The following is a 25,831-nucleotide window of genomic DNA, read 5'->3' as shown; positions in this document are numbered from 1 at the left end:
GCGCCGCCACCGCACACCCGGCCTTGGTATGGGTATGCAACACACACTGCGCATCTTCCCGAGCCCCGTGAATCGCACTGTGAATCACAAACCCTGCCGGGTTCACCGGATACGGCGAAGGCTCCACCGCCCTTCCCTGCAAATCGATCTTCACCAGATTCGACGCGGTGATTTCATCGAACATCAGCCCGTAAGGGTTGATCAGGAAATGATGCTCCGGCCCCGGCAACCGCACCGAGATGTGGGTGAAGATCAGATCAGTCATGCGCAAATGCGCAATCAGGCGATAACAGGCTGCCAATTCTTCACGCAGTCGTTGTTCTGTCGGATTCATGCCTTGGCAACCTCCTTCACCGAGCAAGCCTCAAGCCCTTGCGCCAGCGCTTCCCAGCCATCGAACCCACGACGCGCGATGAATACCAGACGCGACCCGTTGGCCCGCGCCTCATCCCCCGCCGGCAGAAACTGACTGCGGGTGCCGACATGCTGCAACCAGTGCGCCTGGTCACCCTGCACCAATCGCACCAGCCCCTTGACCCGGAACACATCACCGGGCAACGCCTGCAACCAGCCACGCAAACCATCAGCGTCCAGCGCCACGTCGCTCTGCCACAGCCAGCTGCTGAACATCTCACCGTGATCACCATCGGCCACCCGTGTCAGCGGCTTCAGTGCACGAGGCTCAAGTTCAAGCTCGGTCTCCAGCCACAACGCATCCGGCAACTGCGCCTGCACGCTCTCGTGGATACGCGTGCGCAGCCCCAAGGCCTCGCGCAGCGCCCGCAATTGATCCTCGTCCACCAGGTCAGTCTTGTTCAGCAGCAACAGATCAGCCGCTGCCACTTGGGCCCGGGCCAGTCGCGCATATTCGCCTTCAAGCTGTAGATGACGCGTCGCATCGACCACAGTAATGACCATGTCCAGTTGCATCTGGCTGCGCAGTTGCGGGTAGGCCAGGGTCTGCACGATGCGCTGGGGATCGGACACGCCGCTGCATTCGATGACGATCCGCTCCAGCCGTGGCTCCAGCTGGGCCAGGCTGCCCAGTTGCGCCAGCAAGTCTTCCTGCACAGTGCAGCAGATGCAGCCGTTTTGCAGGCTGTACACCGCATCGGTGACTTCCGAAACGATGGCCGCATCGATGTTCAGCTCGCCGAAATCGTTGACGATCACGGCCAGTCGGCTGCCCTCCGCACGGCGCACCATGCGGTTGAGCAGCGTGGTTTTGCCGGCGCCGAGAAAACCCGAGACGACGGTCACGGCGATGCGTGGGGCGCTCATTCGGATTTGCCCTCCAGCACCGGTGGTTCGCCTTTCCAGACGGCCTTGAGACCGACGGATTCCAGGGTCGAGTTGCGGTCATAGACCAGTTGCCCTTCGACGAAGGTCAGCAACACCTGGGTCTTGTGGATGTAGTTGCGCGCAGGCGCGGCGAACAGGTCGCGATCGATCACGATCAGGTCAGCCGACTTGCCCACTTGCAGGCTGCCGGTGCTCTGCTCCAGGCCCATGGCCACCGCGCCGTTGCTGGTGATCACGCTCAGCGCCTGTTCGAGGCTGATCGGGTCGCCGAAGCAGGCCGGATCGTCGTTCCACGGGTTCTGCCGGGTGATCATGGTTTCCAGCGCCAGCCACGGGTCGATGGATGCCACCGGCCAGTCCGTACCCATCACCGCGGTGCCGCCCGCCGCCAGCACGCCCTTGAAGTCGTAGATGCGCTTGAGTCGTTCCTGGCCGTAGCCGGAGCGCGCACCGCTGGCGAACGGCGTCGGGTACCAGGCCGCCGGGGAAAACTCGGCGATGACGTTGAGTTCCTTGAAGCGCGGCAGGTTGCCCGGATGCAGCAAGGTGCTGTGGGCGCACTGGTGGCGCACGCCGCTGAAACCGTTGCGGCGACGAGCCTCGGCCACGGCATCGAGGAACACGTCGGAGGCGCCGTCACCGGTGCAGTGGGCGATCACGCGGATGCCCTTGCGGTCCATGTCCACCACCATGTCGGTGATGTGTTCCGGGGTCAGGTTGAGCTTGCCACGCCAGCTCTTCTCTTCCGGCCATGGGGTCAACAGGTAGGAAGATTTCGGCTCCACGGTACCGTCGAAGTGGAACTTCACCGCGTTGGCGCTCAGGCGCGCACTGCGGTAGTAGTGACGCTCGCCGGCCAGCAGTTCCCAGCGACGACGCACCGGGAAGATATCGTCCTGCCAACTGATCGCCGCTTCGATGCGCACGGTCAGCTCGCCGCTGTCGTCCAGTTCCTTCAGGGCTTGCAGACGCTGCTCGCAGACGTGCACGTACTTGCTCGCGGTCACCCCACGGGAGCTCTGGAAGTGCACGCCGTCGCGATAGGCACGACGCAGCACGCTGACCGGAGTCGGCGGCATCGCGGCATGGATCATCGCGTAGGCGCCGTCGATCATCAGGCCGGTGGGTTCGCCGGTCAGTTCGTCACGCTCGAAATAGCCGTTGCGCGGGTCCGAGGTGTGACGATCGATTCCCGCCAATTCCAGGGCTTTGGAGTTGACCATCATGGTGCCCCACATGCGGTCCAGCAGGGCCACGGGTCGATCCGGCATGACGCTGTCGAGCCAGGCGCGACCCGGGGTCAGGCCGGCTTCGCGGAAGGTATAGCGCACCCAGTATTGGCCGTAGATCCAGCCGTTGCCCGGATGGCTGTCGGCATAGGCGAGGATGCTTTCGCGCAGCTGCTCGGGGGTCGGGTCTTCGATGCCGACATCCAGGTCGTCGCTGTAGCGCGGCGCCAGGGCCAGGTCCGGGTGGGTGTGCATGTCGTGCAGGCCCGGCATGCAGAACGCGCCTTGCAGGTCATGCACCCGGGTGTTCGGGCCCTTGAACATTTCGATCTGGGCAAGGCTGGCAACGCCGATCAACTTGCCATCGCGAATCGCCACGGCCTCGGCCCACGGGTTGGCCGGGTCCTGGGTGTAGATGCGACCGTTGGCGAGGATCAGGTCGGCGTAGGTCCCCTGCACGGAATGGGTAGAGGAAAAGTTATCGGACTCGGCCATGTAAGCCACCTTTGAGTTCAGGAGGTTGAAAGGTCCACCGGGCGCTGCGGCACGGGGACCTGAAAAATTGTTGTTGTTTTAGTCAGCCAGGAAGGTCGCGGCGTCGACTTCGATCATCACCGGTTCATCGGGGCTGCCGAGCTGGCCCAGCAATTCGCGCAGGCGCTGCAGATCGCTCACGCGGTGATGGGCCACGTGGCAGCTTTGCGCGAGTGCGGCGAAGTCCGGGGTGAGAATGTCCACCCCCAGCAGCGGCACCGAGCGGGCGTTCATGTAGTCGCGGATTTCGGCGTAGCTGCCGTTGTTCCACAGCAGCAGGATCACGCCGACGCCCGCCTCTCTGGCGGCGATCAGTTCGGCGCTGGAAAACTGCAGACCACCGTCCCCCACCAGCGCCACCACCGGGCGCTGCGGCTGCGCCAGCTTGGCGCCGATAGCGGCGGGCAAGCCGTAACCGAGGGTGCCGTAGCCGCTGCCGGCGTTGAACCAGCTGTAGGGCGTAGGCGCGCGATAACCCAAGGCACCCTGATACACCGGTTGCGTCGAATCGCCGACAATCAGCGGCTCGGGCAAGTGATCGCGCACGGTGTCGAGCAGCGCCTGCATGCGGCTCTGTTTCGCCGTCCAGCCAGCCAGCTCAATGCTGTTGACCTGAGCCACTCGCTCGCCGGCCCAGTTCGCTTCAGCCTGGCGTTGCGACAGTCGCGCCAGCAGCGCGCACAAGCCTTGCTCGGCATCACCCAGCAGGCCCACCGCCGCTGGCTGTACGCCGAGCACCTGCATCGGGTCGATGTCGAGGCGAATCAGCGGCGCCTTGAACGACAGCGCGCCCAGGCCGAAGATGTCGTAATCGGTTTCCCCAAGCTCGGTACCGACCGCCAGCACCACGTCGGCTTCGGCGATCAGCTCGCGGCCATGGGCCGAGGACTGTACACCGTCCAGCAGCAACGGGTGATCAGGGGCCAGCAGGCCGCGGGCATTGGTGGTCAGCGCCACCGGGGCCTGCAAGCGTTCGGCAATCGATGTCAGGACTTGCGAGCAACGGCGCGCGCCACCGCCGGCGAGGATCAACGGCCGCTTGGCCTTTTCGATCAGGGCGACGGCGGCATCGATGGCTTGCGGGGCCGGAGCCGCTGCTGCGGGCAATGGACGCGCGGACAGGTCCAGGTCATCTGCGGACATTTCCAGCACATCCAGCGGAATCTCGATGTGCACCGGTCGCGGCCGTGTGCAGCCAAACAGCGCAAAGGCCCGTGCCAGCACTTCCGGCATTTGCGACGGATGCTGCAGGGTATGACTGAAGGCACAGACGCCTGCGACCAGCGCACGCTGATCCGGCAGTTCGTGCAGGTGACCATGGCCCAGGCGCAGCTGCTCGCGGCGGTTGCAGGTGGAGATCACCAGCATCGGCACCGAGTCGGCGTAGGCCTGGCCCATGGCGGTGATGATGTTGGTCATGCCGGGGCCGGTGATGATGAAGCACACCCCCGGCTTGCCGCCGGCGCGGGCATAGCCGTCGGCCATGAACCCGGCGCCCTGTTCGTGGCGCGGGCTGACGTGCTTGAGGCGGCTGCCGTGCAAACCGCGATACAACTCGACGGTGTGCACGCCCGGAATGCCGAAGACGGTTTCAACGCCGTAGCCTTCCAGCAACTGAACGAGCGCCTGGGCACAACTGGTCATGCAGCACCTCTTTTATCCATGAAATCTGCGCATCCGATCAGGGCTGCGTGGTGACGAATGGGGCTAGTATTGTTGAATCAACCAATACAACAATCGATTTTTTTTGGCTTGACTGTTCAATTTCCGTCACCATATGCGGCATTTCCAATCACAACGGATGACTTATGCGCTTTCCTTCGATGACAGCCCTGCGCGCGCTGGATGCGGTGGCCCGCTCGGGCAGCGTGTCGGTCGCGGCCCGTGAACTGAACCTGACCCGCAGTGCGATCAGCCACCAGATCAGCAAGCTGGAAGAGTGTGTGGGTTTTGCCCTGACCGAGCGGATTGGCCGAGGCATCGGCCTGACGTATCAGGGCGAACGTTATGCGCGGGAGGTCCACGGGATTCTGTTGAACCTGCTCGACGCCGGGCAGGCGATCAACGATCAGGAAATCTCCGGGCGGCTGTGCGTCAGTTGCGCGCCGGGGTTCGCCACTTATTGGCTGTGTCACCACATCGGCGCTTTCCTGCGCCAGTACCCGCAGGTGCAGTTGCAGCTGATTTCCCCGCGCACGCCGGATGACATCAACAACCCGAGCGCCGATCTGTTCATCGCCTACGGGATTGGCGACTGGCCGGAAATGGTAGTCGAGGAGATCGTCGCCCTGCGCTTCTTCCCGGTGTGCAGCCCGCGCCTGATCAACGCCCTAAGCGGCCTGAAAAACCCGCAGGAGCTGAGCAATTTTCCGCTGCTGCACATGACCGACTACTCGGACTGGCGCGTCTGGCTGACCGCTGCCGGCGCCTCAGGCGTCAACGCCATGAACGGCATCCTGTTCTCCGACGCGCACTGCGCACAGTCCGCCTGCATTGCCGGCCAGGGCATCGCCATCGGCGACAACCTGATCAGCGGCGATGCCCTGTCCAAGGGTCTGCTGGTGCGCCCGTTCGATATCACCATCGACCTGCATCGCGGCTATTACCTGGCCGCCGACCCGCAAAAGGCCGATCGCGCGGTGGTGCAGGCGTTCAGTAATTGGGTGAAAACGCAGTTGCAGTCGTCCCACCAGACCTGGCAGGACACCCTCTGACAGCACACAGAATTGGGTAAAAAAACTAACCAATACGAGCAAAATAATTCCATTGATGTAGCGATATTTTTAACAATAATAGGTCCCAAAGCCCATTTCGGACCCAGCTCCGTCCTCGTACGTTTTATGGGCAATAAAAAGAGGAACTCATAAGTGTCCAGCCATTCGGCGATTCAGCTCAGTGCTCAAGGTATCAGCCAGTATTACGGCCGTTTCGCGGCGCTGGATAACGTCGATCTCGACGTTCGAAAAGGTGAATTTCTTACCCTGCTGGGCCCTTCCGGCTCGGGCAAGACCACCCTGTTGATGATCCTGGCCGGCTTCTTGAGCCCCACGGCGGGCAAGTTGATGGAGCAAGGCGTCGACATCATCAAGCGCCCGGCCGAACAGCGTAATTTCGGCATGGTGTTCCAGGGCTATGCCCTGTTCCCGCACATGACCGTCGCCGACAACGTCGCCTACCCGCTGCGCATCCGCAAGGTGCCGGTGGAAGAACGCAATCGCCGGGTCAAGCACATCCTCGAAGTGGTCGGCCTCGGTGCGCAGATGCACAAGAAGCCTGCCGAAATGTCCGGCGGCCAGCAGCAGCGCGTGGCGATCGCCCGGGCCCTGGTGTTCGAACCGGAACTGCTGTTGCTCGACGAGCCGCTGTCGGCGCTGGACAAGAATCTGCGCGAACAGCTGCAAACCGAGCTGCAACGCATCCACCGTCAGGTCGGCACCAGTTTCGTATTCGTCACCCATGACCAGAACGAAGCCCTGGCGCTGTCGTCGCGCATCGCGATTTTCAACCACGGCAAGCTGACTCAGGTCGACACCCCGGAAAACATCTACAACCGTCCCGAGAGCCGTTTCGTCGCCGAATTCCTCGGCAAGATGAACCTGTTCCCGCTGGACAACCTGACCCGCAACGGTGCCACCGCCAGCGGTCGGTGCGGCACCAGCGTGCTGCACGCCCAGGCGCCGAACGTACTGAGCCAGGCACCGATCGTGCTGGCGGTGCGTCCCGAGCACATGGAACTGCACAGCGACTGCCCGACTCGCGATGGCTACAACGTGATGCCCGCGCAACTCACCGACAAGGTTTACCAGGGCTCCAGCACTCAACTGGCGCTGAAAGTCGGTGGCGAGACTTCGCCGATCAACCTCTCCGTGCCCGGCAATCACCCGGGCGCCTCGATGCCCAGCGGTGCGCCGGTGTGGCTGAGCTGGCCGGTGCAGCAAAGCTTCCTGCTGCCGGCCTGAAACCGGCTTCAAAGATAAAACCCGAACTACAAAGCTCTCTTCCAACGACAACAAAAAGGGCCGGTGTCCTGCGCGACACCCGCCGATTGAGGACTTGCCCATGGGCCCGGATCACCAGCAAGACTGCATCGAAGTACTTATCGAGAAGGCCCGCGGCGGTCAGATCAACCGTCGTACATTCATCCAGGCCATGGGCCTGCTGGCGGCCGTGCCGCTGGCGCTGCGCAGTGGCATCAGCTGGTCGGCGGACAAGCCGCTGGTGGTGGTCAACTGGGGTGGCGACGCCCTGAACGCCTTCCGCTCGGCCTGGACCGACACCTTCACCAAGAACACCGGCATCCAGGTGCGCATCGACGGCGCCGGCCCCACCGAGGGCGCGATCCGCTCGCAACTGGCCAGCGGCCAACCGAGTTGGGACGTGGTCGACGTCGAGAGCTACAGCGCCATCGTGCTGGGCCGGGAAAAGATCCTGCAGCCGCTGGACTACAACGTCATCAAGCGCGATCAGGTAGCACCGGCCCTGGCGTCGGACTTCGGCATTGCCAGCTACCAGTTCAGCTACGTGATGGCCTGGGACAGCGCCAAGTTCGGCGACAACGGACCGAAGACCTGGGCGGATTTCTGGGATGTGAAGAAATTCCCCGGCAAGCGCACCCTGTACAAATGGATGAACGGGATGCTCGAGGCGGCGCTGCTGGCCGACGGCGTGCCGGCCGATCAGCTCTATCCGCTGGACGTGCCGCGGGCGATGAAGAAGATCGACGAGATCAAGCCCCACGTGCTGTCGTTCTGGAGCTCGGGTGCCGAGAGCCAGCAATTGATGGTCGATGGCGAAGTGTCGGTGGGCGCGATCTGGCACACCCGCGCCAAGCTGCTCAGCGAAGACACCGACAACCGCGTGCGCTGGAGCTTCGACAACGGCTTCATCAACTCCAGCAGCTGGGCCGTGCTGTCGGGCAACCCGGCGGGCACCCAACCGGCGATGCAGTTCATCCAGCAAGCCTTGCAGCCTGAAGGCCAGCTCAAGCTGTTCGAACTGCTGGGCAACGGGCCGTCCAACAGCGCCACCGAGAAGCTGATGTCGGCCGAGCAATTGCAAGCCAACTGCGCCTCGGAAGAGAACCTGAAAAAGCAGATCGCCCTCAACGCGCAATGGTATGCGGACAATTATTCCAAGGCCCTGGAAGAGTATCTGACGCGGTTGTCCAAGTGAGCCTCAGACCATGACTACGACCCTGACCTCAACCCTGTCCAGCCCCAAGCCCCGCGTTCGTTCGCAGAACTTCGAGCGCGGCCTGCTGCTGTTTCCGCTGCCGGTGCTGCTGTTGGTCTTCTACGTGCTGCCGTTCCTTGGCGTGGTCGGCTGGAGCTTCACCCTGCCGGAAACGGGCCTGGGGCAATACGAGCGCATCGCCACGGACCCGGCGATCCACGACATGCTCTGGCGCACCCTGCGCCTGTGCATGACCGTCAGCTGCCTGGCCCTGGTGATCGGGTATCTGCTGGCGTATTGCTGGGTGTTCAGCCCGCCGTTCTGGCAGCGGGTGGTGGAGATCTGCATCTTCATCCCGTTCTGGATTTCGGTGCTGGTGCGCGCCTTCGGCTGGTTGATCACCCTGCGCAGCAACGGCGTGCTGAACAACAGCCTGATGGGCATGGGCCTGATCGATCAGCCGCTGCAGCTGAGCCGCAACGAGATCGGCGTGGTCATCGGCATGCTCCACGTGATGATTCCGTACGCGGTGTTCCCGCTGCTGTCGACCATGCGCCAGCTGGACCAACGCGTGCTCATGGCCTCCCGTGGTTTGGGTGCCGGAGCCCTGCGGACCTTCTGGGAAGTGCTGCTGCCGCAGACCCTGCCGGGCATGCTGGGGGCGTTCATCATGGTCTTCGTGTTCTGCCTGGGCTTCTTCATCACCCCGGTGCTGCTGGGCGGCGGGCAAACGGTGATGATTGCCGAATACGTTTTCCTGCAGATGTTCCAGACCAGCAACTGGGGCCTGGGCGCGGCGCTGAGCGTAGTGCTGCTGGCTCTGGTCAGCGCATTGATCTGGGTGCTGTTGAAAATGACCCGCGTGAACCGACTGGTAGGCTGAGATCACTATGAATACCCATCGCACAAGCCCGAGTACCCGGCTGCTGGCCGTGGTCGCCATGGCCTTCATGCTGTTCCCGCTGCTGACGGTCATTCCGGTGTCGTTCACCAGCAAGCGTTTCCTGTCGATGCCCGAGGGCAACTGGTCGCTGCGTCACTATGAGGCGCTGGTGAGCAATCCGGACTGGTTCCACGCGATCAGCCAGAGCCTGACCATCGCCTTTGCCACCAGCGTCATCGCCACGGTGCTGGCGGCGAGTTTCAGCCTGGGCATCTGGTACATGCGCTCGAAACTGGCCACCGCGCTGATCGGCCTGGTGCTGTTGCCGATGGCGATCCCGCCGGTGATTTCGGCGCTGGTGCTGTACTTCATGGAAACCAAGCTCGGCCGCTTTGCCCCGGGCATGGGCTACGACACCCTGCCCGGCGTGGTGATTGCCCACGTGATCATGGTGGTGCCCTATGGCGTGGTGACCATGCTGGTTGCCCTGAGCCAGATCGACCGCCGCATCGAACTGGCCTCGCGCAACCTCGGCGCCAGCCTGATGCAGACCACGTTCATGGTGATCCTGCCGAACCTGAAACTGGGCCTGGCCTCCACCGCGCTACTGGGTTTCGCCCTGTCGTGGGAAGAAGTGGCGGTGACTCTGTTCATCACCAGCGTCAACGTCGATACCCTGCCCAAACGCATCTGGAGCGGCCTGCGCGACAACGTCGACCCGAGCGTGGCGGCGATTTCGGTGATCCTGATCAGCCTGACCCTGGCAGTGCTGATTGGCCGGCTGGTGGTTCAGCATCTGGCGGACAAGCGGGCGCAGAAGTTGTTGCATTCCTGATCGCGCCTCAACAAAAAGCCCCGCTTCGTCATGAATGCGGGGTTTTTTGCTTCCTGTCCCTCCGGTTTCACGTCGTACCCGTGTAGGAGCTGCCGAAGGCTGCGATCTTTTGATTTTGTTTTTTAAAAGCCAGATCAAAAGATCGCAGCCTTCGGCAGCTCCTACAGGGGGGTTGTGCGTTGCATGAAACTGTCCATCCGGCCATTGCTCCGTGACAACGCCGCCACGGTCCAATAAATTAGTCGGCCGGAAAAAGCCCCTGCGCTTTCTCGCCCTATTCAAGCTGAAAAAAGTAGTGAAATTTCAATGTCCGATTCCAATACCGCTGAAACCGTAGTCACCCTGTCGTCCAAAGCGGAATACGAAAACTCCATCAATCTTTCACAACACGTCTCCCAGGCCAAAACCATCAGCGAGATGGTGCTGGACGCTTTCCAGTCCAGCCGCGAAAGCGAGCAGATTCGCGAGCTGCGTGCCGCGATTCGCCAGGCGCACGACAGCTTCGACGATGACCGCGCCTATGAACTGATGGGCCAGCTCAAGCAGCTCAAGGACGCTGAAGCGGCCGATACCGCGGCCCTGGAAGACCTGAGCAGCAAGTTCTCGATCAGCCGCATCCTGTCCAGCTTCAAGGACGACCCGGCGTTTCAGGAAATCGTCTACGGCCTGGCCCTGAAGGTGCTGAACCAGACCCACCAGGCCATCAGCAACCCGGGTGGCGGCAAGAGCAAGGCCGCACGGGTCAAGAAAGAAGCCGAAGTGTTCACCATCAGCAAGGACGGCATCAGCGTGACCCTGCCCCTGCGCACCCCGCGCTCGCGCCTGAACGTCGACCGCGAAGCCCTGGAATTCCTCGGGTTCAACTTTGTGGGTGAAGGTGAAGAGGCGGAGCTGGAAAGCGAAACCTTCGTTGATAACAGCGGTGCGGAACAGGCGGCGAACCGCAAGAACATCATCACGGCGCTGCAGCAGCAGACGGCGTTTGATGGCTATAGCATCGCTGCGCAGTAACAAACGCCGCGCAGAACCGTGTCATGGCCTGACTGATTGCCAAGAGCCCCGCCCCGTGCGGGGCTTTTTATTGCCCGCGATTCGGGCAAATACGCGATTAATCTTCCAGTATCGACGGCAGTACTTCCCTTTACCCATCAGCACCACGGGTCCGCCTGCGGGGAGCGCCTTTCTACTTTCCAGCCCAGACCTCAGTGGTGCGACTGCTGAGGTCATCATGAACACGACTCCGTTGTACCGCCAACTGGCCAATCACTACCTGGACGCCATTCGCAGCGGCACCCTGAAAACCGGTGAGCGCTTTCCCTCGATCCGGCTGATGATGGAAAAACACGCCGTCAGCCTGTCGACGGCCGTGCAGGTCTGCCGCGAGCTTGAAGACTATGGCGTACTGGAAGCCCGCCCGCGCTCGGGCAACTACATCCGCCAGCCCGACACCCCCGCCAAACCCACCGCAAGTCCCTCGCCCCCGCCGCTGGATACCGGCGCCTACGTCGGTATTCATGAGCAAGTGTCGGCGGTGCTCAAGGCCAGCCAGCGTGCGACGGTGAAGGTCAATTTCGCCAGCGCCTACTGCGCGCCCCAGCTGTATCCGATCAAGGCCCTGCAGGACAACATGATCAAGGCCCTGCGCCAGGATCAGCACCTGTTCGAAACCACCGGCACCACCGCCGGCAACATCGCCCTGCGCAACGTGCTGGCCCGCCGCGCGCTGACCAGCAAGACCCACGTGAGCGCCGAGCGCATCGTGATCACCAACGGCGCCACCGAAGCGATCAACCTGGCGTTGCGCGCGGTGACATCCCCCGGCGATACCGTGGCCGTGGAGTCGCCGACCTTCCATGGTCTGCTGCAAATTCTCGAGAGCCTTAACCTGCGGGTGCTGGAGATCCCGGCCTCGAGCCACAGCGGGATCAATCTGCCGGCCCTGCAACAGGCGCTGCAAGGCCCTGAGCGGATCAAGGCGCTGATCGTGATCCCCAACCTGCACAACCCGCTGGGCAGCATCATGCCCGACCCCAACAAGGCGCGACTGGTGCAACTGTGCGCCGAGCACGACACAGTGCTGATCGAGGACGACACCTATGGCGATCTGGTGGACAGCGAGCAACCGCTGTCCACGCTCAAGCACTGGGACCGCAGCGACAATCTGATCTACTGCGCCTCGCTGAACAAAACCCTGGCCCCCGGCATGCGCCTGGGCTGGATCAGCGCCGGCAAGTGGCACGAGCGCGTGGAGATGCTCAAACACACCCAGTCCCGTGGTTGCGAGGCGCTGACGCAACTGGCGGTGAGCGCGTTCATGGGCACGCCGTCCTATGAGCGTTACCTGCGGCGTTTGCGCAACACGCTGGCGCAGCAACGGTTGCAAATGAGCATCGGTATTTTGCGCAATTTTCCGCCTGGCACCCGGGTGAGCACCCCGGAGGGCGGGACCTTGTTGTGGGTGGAATTGCCGCGGGAACATTCTTCGATGGCGTTGTTTCAGGCGGCGTTGAATGTGGGCATTCAGATATCCCCGGGTGGGATTTTTTCCAATGACAGGCGGTTCGATCACTTTGTGCGGATCGGGTGTGGGGCGCCGTATTCGCCGAAGATTGATGAGGCATTACAGACCCTCGGTCGTCTCCTCAAACACCCAACGCCGACACCCAACCTGTAGGAGCTGCCGCAGGCTGCGATCTTTTGATTTTTGTTTTTCAAGATCAAAAGATCGCAGCCTGCGGCAGCTCCTACAGCGATCACCGGGGATTTTCGTGGAGGCAGATGATATGCGGGTCATCGTTCCAATGCGCAAAACGCTCGGCGATCTGCGGATCGTGGCCGGGGATGACGTGGTCTTCGCTGTCGGCCAGACGATCGATTTCGGCGAAGGCCTCGAGGGTTTGTGACAGGTCATCGAGGATCGGAAACGGGCTGCGTTCGCGGATGTTGACCCACAGATGCGCCGCATCCGACGCCAGCACAATCCAGCCCCGCGCCGTGTTGACCCGCACCACCTGACTGCCCGGTGTGTGCCCGCCCACCGCATGCAGGGTCACGCCGGGCAACACCTCGGCGGTGCCACGGTGCAGGCGCATGCGCCCTTCGAACAGCGGCGGCAGCGCCGACATCACGTCCTCGACCTCATAGGTCTTGTTCACCGTGCGGTGGGCCATTTTCGGCCCGGTGCAGAAGCGCAGTTCGGCCTCCTGCAGATGCACCGTCGCCTTGGGAAACAGGGCGAGATTGCCGGCATGGTCCCAATGCAGATGCGTCAGGATCAGTTGCTCGACCTGCGTCGGATCGATGTCCAGTTGGCGTAGGGATTCTTCCGGCAGACGAAACATCTGACGGTTGCGCCGATCGGCCGTGGCCGGTTGAAAGCAGGTGTCGACCACGATCACCTGCTGCTGATTGCGGATCACCCAGAAGTAGTAATCCAGCGGCATCGGCGCATTCGGATCACCACAGCAGGCGTCGTAGAGAAAATTCTCCCTGGCGGTGCGCTGGGCGTTGGCGCCGACACGGATGGCGAACACTTCGTACTCGGGAACGGACATACGACTCTCCAGATTCAGGCGGCGGCGTTGGTTTTGAGGGTCGGGCGGAAATCGAAGTCGATCTGCTCGCTGATCCCGAGGTCCTGGGCCAACTTATGCAGGCCGCTGTAGTCGCGCATGATGGTTGCGTTCTTGCTGCCCTCGCGGGTGTCGGCAATGATCTGCGCCGCTTCCTCGACCCCGAGCTGAGTCAGAATCGCCTCCCACATCGAGTAGTCCTGAGCGACAAAGGCACTCAGCGCCACCGACAAGGTGCGTGCGAAAAATCCCTGCTGCTCCGGCTGCATGTTGGCGTACATGACCTTGGCCACTTCGGCCAGCACCTTGCTGTGGGCGTACTCGTCGCGGTTGTGCAGTTCGGCGACGCGACGGTTTTGCGGCTGAATGCTCTGGTCATCCGCCAGCAAGTCCAGATAGGCGTTGACGCTGATCTCGGCCACCACCGCGAAGGTGATTGCCGCCAGGTCTTTCTGCCATTGCTCGGCCAGGGTTTCGCGCAGGGCCTGCAAGCGCAGATAGGTCACCGACGGTGGCAGGTCCAGGTCCTGATCGATGGCGCGCTCCAGCTTGGTTCGCTCGATGGCCCGCAGGTGCATGAGCGTGTGGTAGTGCTCGTCGATCAGCGTCTGCTGCATGGCCTCGCGAAAATGCCAGTTGTCCTTGCCCAGGTATTGATTGGCGATGACGCTCAGGGCCGGGTTGACCACGTGTTCCTCGGCAGTGACGGTGCGCAGGTTGTAGCCGATCCAGCCCCAGGTCACCACGTTGCTCTTGAGGTCGTCGCTCAAGGCCTGGAATCTGGGGTGATGAAAAAATGGCACCATCCGCTCCGGGTAATCCGGGCGGGCCGGGTCGAAGACTTCCTCGACCGAGGTCTTTTCCGGCGAGCAGACCGTGGCCCGTCGGGTCCAGGCCTGATTGAGCCGCACGACCAGTTGATGATCGACCTTGGCGATCTCGATTGCTGTTTGCATGACGCGATACCTGTAGGACGCGTACCCGCTGGCGGGTACGCAAAAAAGAAAAATAAGCGCCGGAAAAATCAGGCCAGCCAGTAGCGGGTCAGGTGCCGCGCCGGGTCGGTGTAGCGACTGCGGGCGTGGATCATCCGCCAGTTGTCCCAGATCAGCATGCAGCCTTCGGGGATCAGCACCGGGGTGTTGTGCTCGATGAAATACGCCTCGCCAAGCACCGCGAATCTGGCCAGCGGCGAGCTGTTGTTGCTCACCTGGGACTGCTCCAGCGCCTGCTTGGAAGGGTTCACATCGCCGTAATGAAACTGGTTGTAGCTGAAGCGGAAAATGTCGCCGTCCTCAGTGGGCGTGAGGATGTATTCCCTGACCCGGGTTTGTGCAGGCTCACCCGGTTTGGCCGTGGCGACGAACTCCACCGGCGTGTCGTCCAGCCACTCGCGCAGCTCCGGCTCGCTGCGCTCCAGCGACTTCAGAAACTCATAACCGTCCACCAAACCCGTGTGCCCGCCACCGCAGGTCGCCTGCTTATGGCAATGCAGCGCCAGATAGCGCGGCGGCGGGCCGTACACCGGTGCCTCGGTGTGCGGGCCGATACCGTTCATGCTCTGGGAATACGGCAGATCTTCGTAGCCCGGCTTGCGGGTGATGGCGAAAGCGGTCTGGCCATTGAACTGCGGAATGACCGGACCGAACTCGTGCAATGTTCCTACAACGTCATGGGCGAATTCGCCGGGGGTCAGGACAGTCCAGCCGCGGGACGACAACTCGTCATGGCGATGGCCCAGCGAAACGTAAGGTTTGGACGCAACAATCCCTGGATTTGACATGGTGAGATTCCTGGCGGTTTATCCGGCGTTGACGGTTGAGGTGTAGGCGGCAATCAGTTCGCGGCAGGCATTGCCCGGCTGATAGTGATGCTCGTCGATGCTTTGCACGGGCGTGACTTCGGCGGCGGTGCCTGTCAGAAAACACTCATCGAAGTCGCCAAGCTGTGTAGGCAGAATCGTGGCCTCGACCACCTGATAGTCCAGGGCCTTCGCCAGCCCGATGACGGTCTGACGGGTGATGCCATCGAGGAAGCAATCCGGCAGCGGCGTGTACAGCGTCCGCCCTTTGACGAAGAACACATTGGCGCTGGTGGCTTCGGCGACATGCCCGCGCCAGTCAAGCATCAGGGCATCGTGGAAGCCGTTGTCTTGCGCGTCGTGCTTGCTCAGCGTGGCGATCTGGTAATGCCCGGACGCCTTGGCTTCAAAGGGGCTGCTGTTGGGTGGCGGACGACGCCACGCGGCGGTCTTCAAGCGAATGCCGGCCATGCGTGCCGCCGGGTCGAAGTAGCTCGGCCACTGCCAGCAGGCGATTGCCACATGGATGCGATTGAAGCGCGCCGAGGTGGAAATCATCTCGCTGCCGCGCCAGGCCACCGGCCGCAGGTAGCCTTCGACCACCTTGTTGCGCTTGAGCAATTCATGGCTGGCCGCTTCCAGTTCCTCGATGTCGTACGGAATGACGAAATCCATCAACTGCGCCGAGCGATACAGGCGCTCGGTGTGTTCGCGCAGCTTGAAGATCCTGCCGTTGTACACCCGCTCCCCTTCATAGACCGTGCTTGCGTAGTGCAAGCCGTGGGTCAGTACGTGCAGACGCGCCTGGGACCACTCGACGAACTCGCCGTCGAGCCAGATCAGCCCTTCGCGTTGATCAAACGGGATACTGCTCATGTCCTTATCTCCCCATTGTTCTAGAAATTTCCTACGCCGTTTGCAGCAGCACCGGTATCAATTCCGGCGTCTGTTCGAGCAATCGCTCAGGCTCGGTCTGAAAGAAAAAACCGCGTTCGCCGAAGGCCGGGCGCAGCTGATCGAACCAGGTCGCCTGCGGGTCGAAACGCGCATAGAAGGTGCGCAACACCCATTGCGGGTCCCGGGCCTGGAGGAACTGCAGCACGAAGACTTTTTCCCCAGCGACGGTCTCGATGCCGTTGATCAGTACCTTGCCGTAGAAGGTGCTCATGGACGGGCCGCGCACCGTGCGCGCCAGCCCCGACACCGTGCGGTACGCCGCCTGGAAGATCTCGAACGCCCGCGCCAGTGGCATCGCGAAGTAGTGGCTGGGGCCGGTGTCGCGCTCGACGAACATGTAATAGGGCACCGCCCCCAGGCGCACGCCTTCGGTCCACAACGCCGCCCAGTCTTCCGGGTTTTCGTTGATGTGGCGGATCACCGGCGCCTGCATGCGCACCGTTGCGCCGGTCGAACGAATGCGTTCGACGGCTTGCCGGGCGATGTCCTGGCGCAGCTCCACCGGGTGGTTGTAGTGGCCCATGACCGAGAGGTTCTTCCCCGCCGCGACGATCCTCCGAAACAGCTCAAGCAACTCCGGCGCATCCTTGTCGCTGACAAATCGCTGCGGCCAATAGGCCACGGATTTGGTGCCCAGGCGGATGCTTTTCAGATGCGGCAGCTCCAGCAGCGGCTCGATGTAACTGGCCAGCGAACGGGTGTTCATGATCAGCGGATCGCCCCCGGTGATCAGCACGTCGGTCACTTGCGGATGCACCCGCAGGTAGCTCACCAGCTCCTGGGATTCCCGGGCGTTGAATTTCAGTTCTTCCTCGCCGATGAACTGCGCCCAGCGGAAACAGAAGGTGCAGTACGCGTGACAGGTCTGTCCGGCGCCGGGGAAAAACAGCACGGTCTCGCGGTACTTGTGCTGAATGCCCGGCAGGATTTTTCCGTCGAGGGTCGCATTGTTGTGCGTCAGCTGCCCGGCCGGGTGCGGATTCATGCGCAGCCAGATCGCCTCGATCTTGCGCTTGATGGCCGCGCTGTCGTCCAGCTCGATCAACTGCTTGAGCGCGGCGTATTCGTCCGGCAGCAACATGTCCTTGTGGGGAAAGGTCATGCGGAAAATCGGGTCGTCGGGAATGTTGTCCCAGTCGATCAGCGTCCCCAGTACGTATTCGTTGGTGCGAAACGGCATGACCCGAGCCACCACGTCCATGGCCTCCTGCAGCGCAGGCGTGAGCTTGTTCCAGTACGGCGTGTCGCGAATGGTGCGTGAGTTATAGGGTTTGTATCTTTCGTGCTCCGACAGTCCCTGCATGGCAGCGCTCCTGGTATTGGCTGGCGGTGGCCTTAGAAATTCAAGAGCGGATGGCCGGCGCTACGCGCTCTATGTCCATCCATGCCCGAACGCTGTCGCGGTCCCATTGGCGGCGCACGTAGGCCGCAAGCCGGGCCGGCACCGGATCGCCATTGGCCACCAGGCGGTTGAGCATGATTGCCAGGTCGGTGTCGGCGATGCTCCAATTGCCGAACAGGTTCTCGGCGCCCTCCTCCAGCAAGCGATCGGCGACGAAGAACAGGCGCTCCGCGGCCGCTCGGGCCTCATCGGAAAGCGCGGTGTCTTTCTTGCCGAAGTACACCAGGTCAAACGGGCGCTCCTTGCGCACCACCAGCAGATCGCTGCGCAGCCAGGCTTGCAGCTGACGGGCACGGGCGCGCTGCTTGAGGTCCTGGGGGTAGAGTTTTTTATGGCCCGGGGAGAGTTCTTCCAGGTATTCGGCGATGGCGGAAGACTCCGACAGAGCGAAATCATCGTGAACTAACGTGGGGACTTTGCAGGTCAGCGAAAGATCCCGGTAATTACCTTGATAGTTCTCTTTGACTTTCAAATCCACCTTTACGAAGTCGAATGAAAGTTGCTTTTCCTTGAGTGCAACAAAAGCCGACATCGCAAACGCGCTAATAAAGTCCGCACCGACATACAGTTTGAGTTTTCGGTTTTCCATAGAACACTCCATTGCAATGGCTGCATTGATAAATCTGCATTGGAAGTGATCGTATTAAGTTGGCTGGGGGCTGGATAGATACAGAATTTGCGAGTTTCAATCGATACAGAAAGTTTGTGGACGAAGCGATTTGTAGCCGCAGGCGGAGCCTGCGTCCGGCTGCGCAGCAGTCGTGAAATCAGGGCACGCGGTGGTTCAGGTAGATCGTGCAGGCAGGTTTTACGACTGCTTCGCAGCCGGACGCAGGCTTCGCCAGCTGCTACATGGGACCGTGCAGAAGCTGGCTTTTGGGGAGGGGAACGGGTTAGAGGGAGGCGTTGGAGAGTTGGGCCATTTGCGGCATGTTGCTCATGTTGAGCATGGCCAGAGGCTCGGTTTTGCTGGTGTTGACGAATCCGTGCCGGGTCCAGGCCGGTACCAGCAGCACGTCGCCAGGGCTGACGCTGACCTCATCGGCACCTTCCAGGGTCAGGGTGCCGCTGCCGGCCTGGATGATGAACAGGTGCCACCAGGCGTGGGCATGACCGTCCAATGTCGAGCCTGGAATCAGCCATTGCATGGAGACCGCCATCCCCGGCGTCAGCCTGCATCCTTCGGGGCTGTTGTCGTGGGCCAGCGCGACGATATCGACGTCGCTGTCCGCCAGACGCTGACGTATGTCCGTCAGTTCGCCCTGTTTCCAAACCCGCGCACCGATTGGCGGATTATTCAAACTCTGGCGAAAATCCTTATATGAAAAGAACCCACCTTGAACGTTATTCATCGGCAAATACCAACTGTCTGGTGACTTGAATCACCAGACACTAGGACAACAACTTTCAACTGTAAAGCCGAGACTTTCATCAATTACAGAACTGCAGGACGCAGCGCCGCAATCATATCAACTTCCACAGCGGCATTTTTCGGCAACTGATAAACACCGACCGTGGTTCTCGTATGTTTACCGGCATCACCCAGCACATGGCTGATGACATCCGAGGCGCCGTTGGCCACGTCACTGAGATCGACGAAATCCGCGGTGCACTTCACGTACACGTTCATCCGGATCAGCGCCTTGACCTTGTCCAGCGAACCCACGGCATCGACGATCAGCGCCAGGCCGCGCAACGCACTGATGCTCGCCGCCGCCTGCGCGTCCGCCATGCTCAGGTCCAGGCCGACCCGGCCCGGATAGAGGATCTTGCCATCCATGCGCGGCACCAGGCCGCTGATGTACAGCTCATCGTGGTGGCGGATCAGCGGGGTGTAACGGCCGCCAACGGTGTTCTCGCCATAGATGTCGAAACCGAACTCCTTGGCCAGGGCGATGAAACGCTCATCACAGGTCATGTGTTCAATCATTTACCCAATCCTCTTGATCAATACTGCTGAAAACTTCGATCCCTGTGACTTAACCTGCGGCCCTCACGGGCGGCTCCAGACTGGTGATCCCGACGTTCGATTCAATGGCCTGCGCCAGACGCGACAGGTCTTCGCTCAACTGTTCGTAGCGCTCGTTGAACAGCACGATGTGGCCGATGAACGAGAAGTTGTCCTTCACCAGCGCGGACACCGAATCACCGATGCGCTTGGCGAACTTGGCCTCCACGACTTCGATATTCAGCGAGCGGGCCAGGACCTCGACATCGGGTATCGAGCGCAAGATGCCGCCGGCCGGCGCCCTGAGCAGGCGTATGCCGCAATAGCCGCGAGCGACCGGCGCAAAAGGCTCGATGTGGCCTTCCACAGCCCAGCGCACCCAGCGTTCCCAAGGGTTGAAATCGATGAAGGCGCGGCGCGCCAGATCCCAGATGTGCATGCCACCGGGACGCATGTTGGTTTCCACGGCGGAGGTCAGATGGTCGGCGCGCAGGAACACTTCGTTGTGCCAGGCGCCGTTGTCCAGCGACACCAGGTCGGCCATGTGCCGGCCGGCGTCGAGCAATTGGGTCTGTACGGCGTCCGGCAGAGGCGCGGGCACGACCTGCTGGATCTCCGCGCGGTAGGCGCCTTCGGTGGTGGTTTTCTCGGTGATCCAGGTGCTGCCGGCCACGCAATCCCAGCTGTATTCCCGGGCGTTCTGGATCAGCTCTTCGATGACGATGCCGCCTTCGCGGTAGGGCTTGAGCGCCTGCCAGACTTCATCGCATTCGGACGGATGATTGATGACCCGGCAGCCCCGGCTCGCGCCTTCGCAAGCCGGCTTGATGAAGGCTTTTCCGCCCAGCTCGACAACCCGCTGGCGCAGTTCGGAAAGGCTCTCGACCCGCGTGGAGAACACCGGGCGATAGTCTTCGGGCGACTGGGTGGCCATGACTTCCAGGCTGCGGAAGATCTGCTTGTCCAGCCCTGCCCGCGCTTCGGCCGGGGTGATGCCCGGCAGGCCGAAATGACTGGCCAGCGCCGCACCGAGCAGCACGCCGCGATCGGAAAACGGCAACACGCCGATCAGCTTCCACAGATCGGCGTTCAGGCAACCCACCACCAATTCCAGGGACGCAGCCACGTCCTGTTCGGCGAACGATGTCGTGCAGACGTGATCGGCCACTTGATCGTCATTGGGCTGAACCTGCTCGACCAACAGGATCAGCCGCGCGTTGTAGAGCGACTTGCACAGCTCTCGCAGCTTCGGGATATCGTGAACCCGACTACCGTTGTAACCCACCACTACGACGCATGAAGTCGTATTCATAATGCCCCCGACTTGCAAATTGAAACCCGCACCCGCGACGACTCAGTCGTGTAACGACGCTTGGGATTTACGGTTGAACCAGTACCAGGCCAGGATCCCGCCCGCGCCGATGGCCGCCAGCACCAGCGCGTTGTACGGCGCCGGCACGACCCGCATGATCAGCACGGTCAGACCGGCACCCACGCCCAGGGAAACTTCCTTGACGAACATGTTGTTCTGCTTGACCGAGAAGTAATCGAGGTAGCTGAAAGCGCATTCGGCCAGCGACAGCAGCGCGACCCAGATCAGCGCGCCGACCAGGGTTTCGACGTGGAATGCGGCAGGTGACGACAGCACCGCGAAACCGCCGGCGATGATCCCGATCACCGCCAGCACCTTGAAGCGACCGGTGCGCTCGATCAGCTTCATCATTGGCACCTGGGCGAACACCACCACGGCGCTGTTGAGGATCAGCATCAGGCCGTACCAGGCCGGCAGTTCGCCGGTCTTGAGCAGGATCGCCTGGGGCAGGATCGAGAACACCCCGAACAGCTTGATGCCCATGATGATGCCGGCGATCACCCACGGCAGTTTGTTGCGCCAGCCGCTGCCGTCATGGGTGACGGGGCTTGCGGTTACAGGTTCCGAGGTGAAGGTCGCGCCATGGGCGATCGGCAGGCACAGCAGCACGAAGGCCGCGGCGCCGATGAAGAACATCGTCGGGGTGAGCATTGGCGACAACAGGATCAGGCCGGCCAGCAGGCTGCCCATGTTCATCGCGACGCGGTTGTAGGCCGCGCCTTCCTTGGTCTGCGCCGCCTCGCTCTTGATCAGGTAGCCGGCAATCGCGATGCCGTAGGCGAACAAGGCGGCTGCGAACATCACCACGCCCTGGTTGCGGGTCACAGCCAGCAGTACCAGGCCTGCGGCCGCGCACAGCAAGGTAACGCTGAGGGAACGGCGGCCCAGCACCAGCAAGGTCAGCGGCAGCAGCAACAGCAAGGCGCGATAGCCGAGGGCGAGGATGCTGTTGGTGGCGGTGTCGAGCCAGACGTTGGCCTTGCCCAACACAGCAAACAGCGACACGGCGGTGATGATGCGGATCGCAAACAGGCGAATGTTGATCACCGGTTTGGCGATGGCGGCTGTCGTTTGAACACTCATGCAGCACCTCTGAAACCATTGACTGTTCAGGGCTCGAACGCCCACAGTCAGGAAAGTCTGTAAGCTGATGTTAGAGACAGAGGCTTGTTTTCATCAGAGCAAGTTCGTATAGAATCCAACGAACTTTACTGCCGGAGAGACCAGTAAAATGCAGGTTCAGCGTGCCGTCATCGCCGCCTTCGAGTTCCAGCCAGGTGTGCCGCTGGTCCAGCAGATCGTCGATCAACTGTCAGTCGCCATCAATCAGGGTGGCCTTCCACACGGCTCGCGGCTACCGCCGATTCGCGAACTTTCCGAGCTGATGAACGTGGGCAAATCCACCGTGGTGGATGCGCTGGATCGCTTGCGGGCCAAGGGTCTGGTGGTGTCACGCCAGGGTTCGGGGCACTACGTTCACCGCTCTTCTACCCCGATCAGAAGCGATGCCGGGCCGGACCTGCAGCCCCAGGACACCCTGAGCGTGGTCCGCCGCGCGGTGCTGCAGGACACCGGCGCATTGCGCCCCGGTGCCGGTTTCCTCCCCTCCTCCTGGCTGCCCGCCGATGAACTGCTCAAGGCCGTGCGCGCAACCGTGCGCGCGACTTCTCTGCAGATGGGCGAATACGGCGTCGCGGCCGGTTACCTGCCATTGCGCGAGGCGTTGCGGGTCAAGCTGTCGGCAATCGGCATCGAAGTGCCGGTGGACCAGATCGTCACCACCGCCAACACCGTGCAGGCCATCGACATGCTGATGCGCCTTTTGGTCAAACCCGGCGACACGGTGCTGCTCGACGATCCGTGCTACTTCACCATGCACACCAATCTGGCGCTGCACGGTGCCAAGGTCATCACCGTTCCCCGCGCGGCCGACGGCATGGACATGGAGACGTTCGAGCAAGTGGTCAGCACCCATCGTCCCGTGCTCTACATGACCAACAATGTCCTGCACAACCCGACCGGACACTCGTTCTCCCCGGCGCAGGTTTATCGCTTGCTGGAGCTGAGCCATCGCTACGGTTTCCACATCGTCGAGGACGATCTGTACTGCGACCTGCAACAACGAATGACCCCGCGCCTGGCCGCCGGTGGCCTGGACAATGTCAGCTACGTCTCGGGATTCTCCAAGACCCTGACCGCCAACAGCCGCGTCAGCTTCGCGGTGCTTTCGCCACAACTGGCAGCCCGCATGGTCACCCTGAAAATGGCCTGCGGCGGCATGACCTCGGAACTGGCGGAACAGATCATCTGCGCCATGCTCAGCGACGGCAGCTACGCCAAACACACCCGCCGCACCGTGGACCGCCTCTACGAATCGAGCAGCCGGGTTTCCACATGGCTGATCGACGCCGGTTGCTCGGTGTCCTCGTTACCTCACGAAGGCCTGTACATCTGGACCCGACTGCCTCAAGGGTTGCACGCCGAAACACTGGCGAGAAAGGGCCTGGACATCGACCTCGTATTGGCCCCAGGCACCTTGCTCAGCAAAGCGCCGGATGCGAGCCAGTTTCTGAGATTCAATGTGGCGCACAGCGATAATTTTCAGGTGCGGGAGCGGTTCCTGCGCTTGCTCGACAACTGACCTGCGATCCCTTGTAGGCGCTGCCGAAGGCTGCGATCTTTTGATTTTGAAAAGCAAGATCAAAAGATCGCAGCCTTCGGCAGCTCCTACAGGGGTTCGGTAAATGGACCGTACTGAGGTGCACGGGAGTTCGCGTTAGTACGTTTCCCAAATGCCATGCAGCATTTTCCGAAATATACGAAGGCAGACTTTGATCGCCCCTACGCACCGCAAGCAATCAAATGACATCAACCACGCCTGCTGAATCCCACACAACAAAAAACCCCGCACCTTCTCTCAAAGGTGCGGGGTTTTTCTTACAGCAATCCGACGCTTACGGCGCGTACGTCAGCAACAACTCGGTCGGCACTTTGAAGTCCAGGGACATCGCGACGCTCAACGCGGTGATGGTGAAGATCGAGAACACGAACAGCTTGCGTGCCCAGACCGTGTCATCCACCGCCTTGTAGCCGGTCCAGGCCATGTACAGCCAGTACATGCCCATGGCCGCGGCGACGGCAAGGTAGCTCATGCCGGCGTAGCCGCTGAAGGTCAGCATCAGGGTCGCCACGAGGAAGGCCAGGATGTAGATCAGGATGTGCTTCTTGGCCACCTGGATTCCGCGCTTCACTGGCAGCACCGGAATCGATGCGGCCAGGTAATCGTTGAAGCGGAAGATCGCGATGGCGTAGGAATGCGGCATCTGCCACAGGCTGAACATCACCAGCAACGTCAGTGCAGCCACGTCGAAGGTGTTGCTCACCGCGACGTAGCCGATGACCGGCGGCATGGCGCCCGACAGACTGCCCACCAGCGTGCCGTGAACCGACTTGCGCTTGAGGTACAGGCTGTAGAGACCGACGTAGATCACGAAGCCGATCACGGCGAACAGTGCGGCCAACGGGTTGGCCACCTTGTACAGCAACGCAACGCCGGCGACACCCAGGACGGTCGCATAGGCCAGGGCCAGTTTCAGGGAGATGAGGCCCTGGACCAGCACACGGTTCCTGGTGCGTTCCATCTTCAGGTCGATGTCGCGGTCGATGCAGTTGTTGAACACGCAACCGGAGGCGACCACCAGGGACGTGCCGATCATGGCGGCCAGGAAGATGGCCAGATCGACATGCCCTTTGGAGGCCAGGAAGAATCCGCCTGCCACAGAAAGCACGTTACCGAAAATGATCCCCGGTTTGGTGATTTGGATAAAGTGCTTGAAGGACATGCGGATTTACCTCACTTCGCCATCATGAACGTGTGGATGCTGAACATGATCCAGATCGACAGACCAACCAGCAGGACAATCACGATCGCGGCAAAGACAAACGCGATGACGTTGTTACGCTGTGCGGCCGAGCGGTCCAGGTGCAGGAAGTACACCAGGTGCACCAGCACCTGGATCACTGCGAATGCCAGGACGATCATCAGCGTGATCGACTTCGGCAGTGTCGGGTACATCACCAGACCGAACGGAATCAGAGTCAGGATGACCGACAGGATGAAGCCAATGCCGTAGGACTTGACGCTGCCGTGGCTGCCGTCGTCGTGGTGGTCATTGTGGGAATGAGCGTTAGCCATTTACATAGTCCCCATCAGATAAACAACGGTGAATACGCAGATCCACACCACGTCCAGGAAGTGCCAGAACAGGCTCAGGCAGCTCAGACGGGTCTTGTTGGTCGCCGTCAGGCCGTGCTTGTTGACCTGGTACATCATGATCGCCATCCAGATCAGACCGCTGGTCACGTGCAGACCGTGGGTACCGACCAGGGTAAAGAACGCGGACAGGAAGCCCGAACGGTTAGGACCGTAGCCCTCGGAGATCAGCAGGTGGAACTCGTTGATCTCCATGCCGATGAAGCCGGCACCGAACAGGAAGGTCATGGCCAGCCAGCCCAGGACCTGCTTCTTGTTGCCACGGAAGAACGCCAGCATGGCGAAGCCGTAGGTGATCGAACTGAACAGCAGCAGAGCGGTTTCGCCCAGTACGTATGGCAGTTCGAAGATGTCGTGGCCCGACGGGCCACCGGCTACGTTGTTAACCAGCACCGCGTACACCGCGAAGATCGACGCAAACAGAATGCAGTCGGTCATCAGGTAGAGCCAGAAACCGTATACGGTCATCTCGCCCGAGTCGTGGTGGTGGTCATCATGCCCATGGTCATGACCATGGGCGTGTCCAGCATTGGTCACTAAGTTCGACATGG

The 25,831-nt window shown here is 61.5% G+C and carries 25 protein-coding genes; 8 read left to right on the top strand and 17 right to left on the bottom strand.

Annotated elements, in window-relative coordinates; all coding sequences use genetic code 11:
* The 4 genes from HNO86_RS05710 to HNO86_RS05695 form a co-directional block, all read right to left on the bottom strand.
* Positions 1–334: class II aldolase/adducin family protein (locus HNO86_RS05710; protein WP_175376039.1), on the bottom strand; the 334-nt coding region annotated here is incomplete at its 3' end.
* On the bottom strand, positions 331–1,281 hold the full coding sequence (locus tag HNO86_RS05705) for a GTP-binding protein (RefSeq protein WP_175376038.1): 951 nt from the start codon (positions 1,279–1,281) through the stop codon (positions 331–333). The genes HNO86_RS05710 and HNO86_RS05705, both read right to left, overlap by 4 nt.
* Positions 1,278–3,026, bottom strand: a complete 1,749-nt coding sequence (locus HNO86_RS05700) for an amidohydrolase (protein ID WP_175376037.1) — start codon at positions 3,024–3,026, stop codon at positions 1,278–1,280. Before HNO86_RS05700 ends, HNO86_RS05705 begins: the two co-directional genes overlap by 4 nt.
* A 78-nt stretch (positions 3,027–3,104) precedes the next feature.
* On the bottom strand, positions 3,105–4,709 hold the full coding sequence (locus HNO86_RS05695) for a 5-guanidino-2-oxopentanoate decarboxylase (RefSeq protein WP_175376036.1): 1,605 nt from the start codon (positions 4,707–4,709) through the stop codon (positions 3,105–3,107).
* A 164-nt stretch (positions 4,710–4,873) separates the two neighbouring features.
* Between HNO86_RS05695 and HNO86_RS05690 the strand changes: the two genes are divergently transcribed.
* The 7 genes from HNO86_RS05690 (at position 4,874) to HNO86_RS05660 (ending at position 12,629) form a co-directional block, all read left to right on the top strand.
* Entirely contained in the window at positions 4,874–5,779 is a 906-nt protein-coding gene (locus tag HNO86_RS05690) for a LysR substrate-binding domain-containing protein (protein WP_175376035.1), read from the top strand.
* A gap of 153 nt (positions 5,780–5,932) precedes the next feature.
* A complete protein-coding gene (locus HNO86_RS05685) occupies positions 5,933–7,024 on the top strand; it encodes a polyamine ABC transporter ATP-binding protein (protein ID WP_175376034.1) in 1,092 nt (363 codons plus the stop codon).
* 100 nt (positions 7,025–7,124) lie between these two features.
* Positions 7,125–8,237, top strand: a complete 1,113-nt coding sequence (locus HNO86_RS05680) for an ABC transporter substrate-binding protein (protein ID WP_175376033.1) — start codon at positions 7,125–7,127, stop codon at positions 8,235–8,237.
* Between the two features lie 10 nt (positions 8,238–8,247).
* The gene (locus HNO86_RS05675) at positions 8,248–9,120 is read left to right on the top strand and encodes an ABC transporter permease (RefSeq protein ID WP_175376032.1); all 873 of its coding nucleotides are present in this window, start codon (positions 8,248–8,250) and stop codon (positions 9,118–9,120) included.
* Positions 9,121–9,127: 7 nt separating this feature from the next.
* A complete protein-coding gene (locus HNO86_RS05670) occupies positions 9,128–9,955 on the top strand; it encodes an ABC transporter permease (protein WP_175376031.1) in 828 nt (275 codons plus the stop codon).
* Between the two features lie 306 nt (positions 9,956–10,261).
* The gene (locus HNO86_RS05665) at positions 10,262–10,966 is read left to right on the top strand and encodes a hypothetical protein (RefSeq protein ID WP_175376030.1); all 705 of its coding nucleotides are present in this window, start codon (positions 10,262–10,264) and stop codon (positions 10,964–10,966) included.
* Positions 10,967–11,183: 217 nt separating this feature from the next.
* Entirely contained in the window at positions 11,184–12,629 is a 1,446-nt protein-coding gene (locus HNO86_RS05660) for a PLP-dependent aminotransferase family protein (protein WP_175376029.1), read from the top strand.
* 79 nt (positions 12,630–12,708) lie between these two features.
* On the opposite strand, the gene HNO86_RS05655 is transcribed toward HNO86_RS05660, so the two are convergent.
* The 10 genes from HNO86_RS05655 to HNO86_RS05610 all read right to left on the bottom strand — a co-directional run bounded on the left by HNO86_RS05655 (position 12,709) and on the right by HNO86_RS05610 (position 22,090).
* Positions 12,709–13,509, bottom strand: a complete 801-nt coding sequence (locus tag HNO86_RS05655; RefSeq protein ID WP_175376028.1) for an N-acyl homoserine lactonase family protein — start codon at positions 13,507–13,509, stop codon at positions 12,709–12,711.
* Between the two features lie 14 nt (positions 13,510–13,523).
* The gene (locus tag HNO86_RS05650; RefSeq protein WP_175376027.1) at positions 13,524–14,483 is read right to left on the bottom strand and encodes a diiron oxygenase; all 960 of its coding nucleotides are present in this window, start codon (positions 14,481–14,483) and stop codon (positions 13,524–13,526) included.
* A gap of 68 nt (positions 14,484–14,551) precedes the next feature.
* Positions 14,552–15,310: a TauD/TfdA family dioxygenase gene (locus tag HNO86_RS05645; RefSeq protein ID WP_175376026.1), complete on the bottom strand. Its 759-nt coding sequence runs from the start codon at positions 15,308–15,310 to the stop codon at positions 14,552–14,554.
* A gap of 18 nt (positions 15,311–15,328) precedes the next feature.
* Positions 15,329–16,204 carry a branched-chain amino acid aminotransferase gene (locus HNO86_RS05640; protein ID WP_175376025.1) on the bottom strand — a complete coding sequence of 292 codons (876 nt, stop codon included), beginning with the start codon at positions 16,202–16,204 and terminating at the stop codon, positions 15,329–15,331.
* A gap of 31 nt (positions 16,205–16,235) precedes the next feature.
* A complete protein-coding gene (locus tag HNO86_RS05635) occupies positions 16,236–17,588 on the bottom strand; it encodes a KamA family radical SAM protein (RefSeq protein ID WP_175376024.1) in 1,353 nt (450 codons plus the stop codon).
* 40 nt (positions 17,589–17,628) lie between these two features.
* The gene (yfcF, locus tag HNO86_RS05630; RefSeq protein ID WP_175376023.1) at positions 17,629–18,276 is read right to left on the bottom strand and encodes a glutathione transferase; all 648 of its coding nucleotides are present in this window, start codon (positions 18,274–18,276) and stop codon (positions 17,629–17,631) included.
* A gap of 304 nt (positions 18,277–18,580) precedes the next feature.
* Complete coding sequence (locus tag HNO86_RS05625; RefSeq protein ID WP_175376022.1) at positions 18,581–19,039, bottom strand: cupin domain-containing protein; 459 nt, start codon at positions 19,037–19,039, stop codon at positions 18,581–18,583.
* An 83-nt stretch (positions 19,040–19,122) separates the two neighbouring features.
* A complete protein-coding gene (locus HNO86_RS05620; RefSeq protein ID WP_175376021.1) occupies positions 19,123–19,617 on the bottom strand; it encodes a RidA family protein in 495 nt (164 codons plus the stop codon).
* Between the two features lie 49 nt (positions 19,618–19,666).
* Complete coding sequence (locus HNO86_RS05615) at positions 19,667–20,947, bottom strand: biotin carboxylase (RefSeq protein ID WP_175376020.1); 1,281 nt, start codon at positions 20,945–20,947, stop codon at positions 19,667–19,669.
* Between the two features lie 42 nt (positions 20,948–20,989).
* Complete coding sequence (locus HNO86_RS05610; RefSeq protein WP_175376019.1) at positions 20,990–22,090, bottom strand: hypothetical protein; 1,101 nt, start codon at positions 22,088–22,090, stop codon at positions 20,990–20,992.
* Between the two features lie 148 nt (positions 22,091–22,238).
* Between HNO86_RS05610 and HNO86_RS05605 the strand changes: the two genes are divergently transcribed.
* Positions 22,239–23,648: a PLP-dependent aminotransferase family protein gene (locus HNO86_RS05605; protein ID WP_175376018.1), complete on the top strand. Its 1,410-nt coding sequence runs from the start codon at positions 22,239–22,241 to the stop codon at positions 23,646–23,648.
* 313 nt (positions 23,649–23,961) lie between these two features.
* Here HNO86_RS05605 and cyoE read toward each other — a convergent pair whose 3' ends face one another.
* Genes cyoE through HNO86_RS05590 form a run of 3 tightly spaced genes read right to left on the bottom strand, consistent with a single transcriptional unit; the run spans position 23,962 to position 25,829 of the window.
* Positions 23,962–24,849, bottom strand: coding sequence for a heme o synthase (gene cyoE / locus HNO86_RS05600; RefSeq protein ID WP_175376017.1), 888 nt, complete (start codon positions 24,847–24,849; stop codon positions 23,962–23,964).
* An 11-nt stretch (positions 24,850–24,860) separates the two neighbouring features.
* Positions 24,861–25,202, bottom strand: coding sequence for a cytochrome o ubiquinol oxidase subunit IV (gene cyoD / locus HNO86_RS05595; RefSeq protein ID WP_175376016.1), 342 nt, complete (start codon positions 25,200–25,202; stop codon positions 24,861–24,863).
* Entirely contained in the window at positions 25,203–25,829 is a 627-nt protein-coding gene (locus tag HNO86_RS05590; protein ID WP_175376015.1) for a cytochrome o ubiquinol oxidase subunit III, read from the bottom strand.
* Between the last annotated feature and the right edge of the window lie 2 nt (positions 25,830–25,831).

Origin of the sequence: Pseudomonas sp. C1C7 (assembly GCF_013359595.1) — a bacterium.
GTDB lineage: Bacteria > Pseudomonadota > Gammaproteobacteria > Pseudomonadales > Pseudomonadaceae > Aquipseudomonas.
The sequence above is the reverse complement of the archived record's forward strand: the minus strand, read 5'-3'. Positions and strand labels throughout refer to the sequence as shown.

Coding starts and splice junctions, on each gene's coding strand:
- HNO86_RS05605 (WP_175376018.1), top strand. CDS start 22,239: ATGCAGGTTCAGCGTGCCGTCATCGCCGCCTTCGAGTTCCAGCCAGGT.
- HNO86_RS05675 (WP_175376032.1), top strand. CDS start 8,248: ATGACTACGACCCTGACCTCAACCCTGTCCAGCCCCAAGCCCCGCGTT.
- HNO86_RS05665 (WP_175376030.1), top strand. CDS start 10,262: ATGTCCGATTCCAATACCGCTGAAACCGTAGTCACCCTGTCGTCCAAA.
- cyoD (WP_175376016.1), bottom strand. CDS start 25,202: ATGGCTAACGCTCATTCCCACAATGACCACCACGACGACGGCAGCCAC.
- HNO86_RS05635 (WP_175376024.1), bottom strand. CDS start 17,588: ATGCAGGGACTGTCGGAGCACGAAAGATACAAACCCTATAACTCACGC.
- HNO86_RS05615 (WP_175376020.1), bottom strand. CDS start 20,947: ATGAATACGACTTCATGCGTCGTAGTGGTGGGTTACAACGGTAGTCGG.
- HNO86_RS05610 (WP_175376019.1), bottom strand. CDS start 22,090: ATGAGTGTTCAAACGACAGCCGCCATCGCCAAACCGGTGATCAACATT.
- HNO86_RS05590 (WP_175376015.1), bottom strand. CDS start 25,829: ATGTCGAACTTAGTGACCAATGCTGGACACGCCCATGGTCATGACCAT.
- HNO86_RS05645 (WP_175376026.1), bottom strand. CDS start 15,310: ATGTCAAATCCAGGGATTGTTGCGTCCAAACCTTACGTTTCGCTGGGC.
- yfcF (WP_175376023.1), bottom strand. CDS start 18,276: ATGGAAAACCGAAAACTCAAACTGTATGTCGGTGCGGACTTTATTAGC.
- HNO86_RS05625 (WP_175376022.1), bottom strand. CDS start 19,039: ATGAATAACGTTCAAGGTGGGTTCTTTTCATATAAGGATTTTCGCCAG.
- HNO86_RS05690 (WP_175376035.1), top strand. CDS start 4,874: ATGCGCTTTCCTTCGATGACAGCCCTGCGCGCGCTGGATGCGGTGGCC.
- HNO86_RS05640 (WP_175376025.1), bottom strand. CDS start 16,204: ATGAGCAGTATCCCGTTTGATCAACGCGAAGGGCTGATCTGGCTCGAC.
- HNO86_RS05700 (WP_175376037.1), bottom strand. CDS start 3,026: ATGGCCGAGTCCGATAACTTTTCCTCTACCCATTCCGTGCAGGGGACC.
- HNO86_RS05660 (WP_175376029.1), top strand. CDS start 11,184: ATGAACACGACTCCGTTGTACCGCCAACTGGCCAATCACTACCTGGAC.
- HNO86_RS05655 (WP_175376028.1), bottom strand. CDS start 13,509: ATGTCCGTTCCCGAGTACGAAGTGTTCGCCATCCGTGTCGGCGCCAAC.
- HNO86_RS05670 (WP_175376031.1), top strand. CDS start 9,128: ATGAATACCCATCGCACAAGCCCGAGTACCCGGCTGCTGGCCGTGGTC.
- cyoE (WP_175376017.1), bottom strand. CDS start 24,849: ATGTCCTTCAAGCACTTTATCCAAATCACCAAACCGGGGATCATTTTC.
- HNO86_RS05620 (WP_175376021.1), bottom strand. CDS start 19,617: ATGATTGAACACATGACCTGTGATGAGCGTTTCATCGCCCTGGCCAAG.
- HNO86_RS05695 (WP_175376036.1), bottom strand. CDS start 4,709: ATGACCAGTTGTGCCCAGGCGCTCGTTCAGTTGCTGGAAGGCTACGGC.
- HNO86_RS05705 (WP_175376038.1), bottom strand. CDS start 1,281: ATGAGCGCCCCACGCATCGCCGTGACCGTCGTCTCGGGTTTTCTCGGC.
- HNO86_RS05680 (WP_175376033.1), top strand. CDS start 7,125: ATGGGCCCGGATCACCAGCAAGACTGCATCGAAGTACTTATCGAGAAG.
- HNO86_RS05650 (WP_175376027.1), bottom strand. CDS start 14,483: ATGCAAACAGCAATCGAGATCGCCAAGGTCGATCATCAACTGGTCGTG.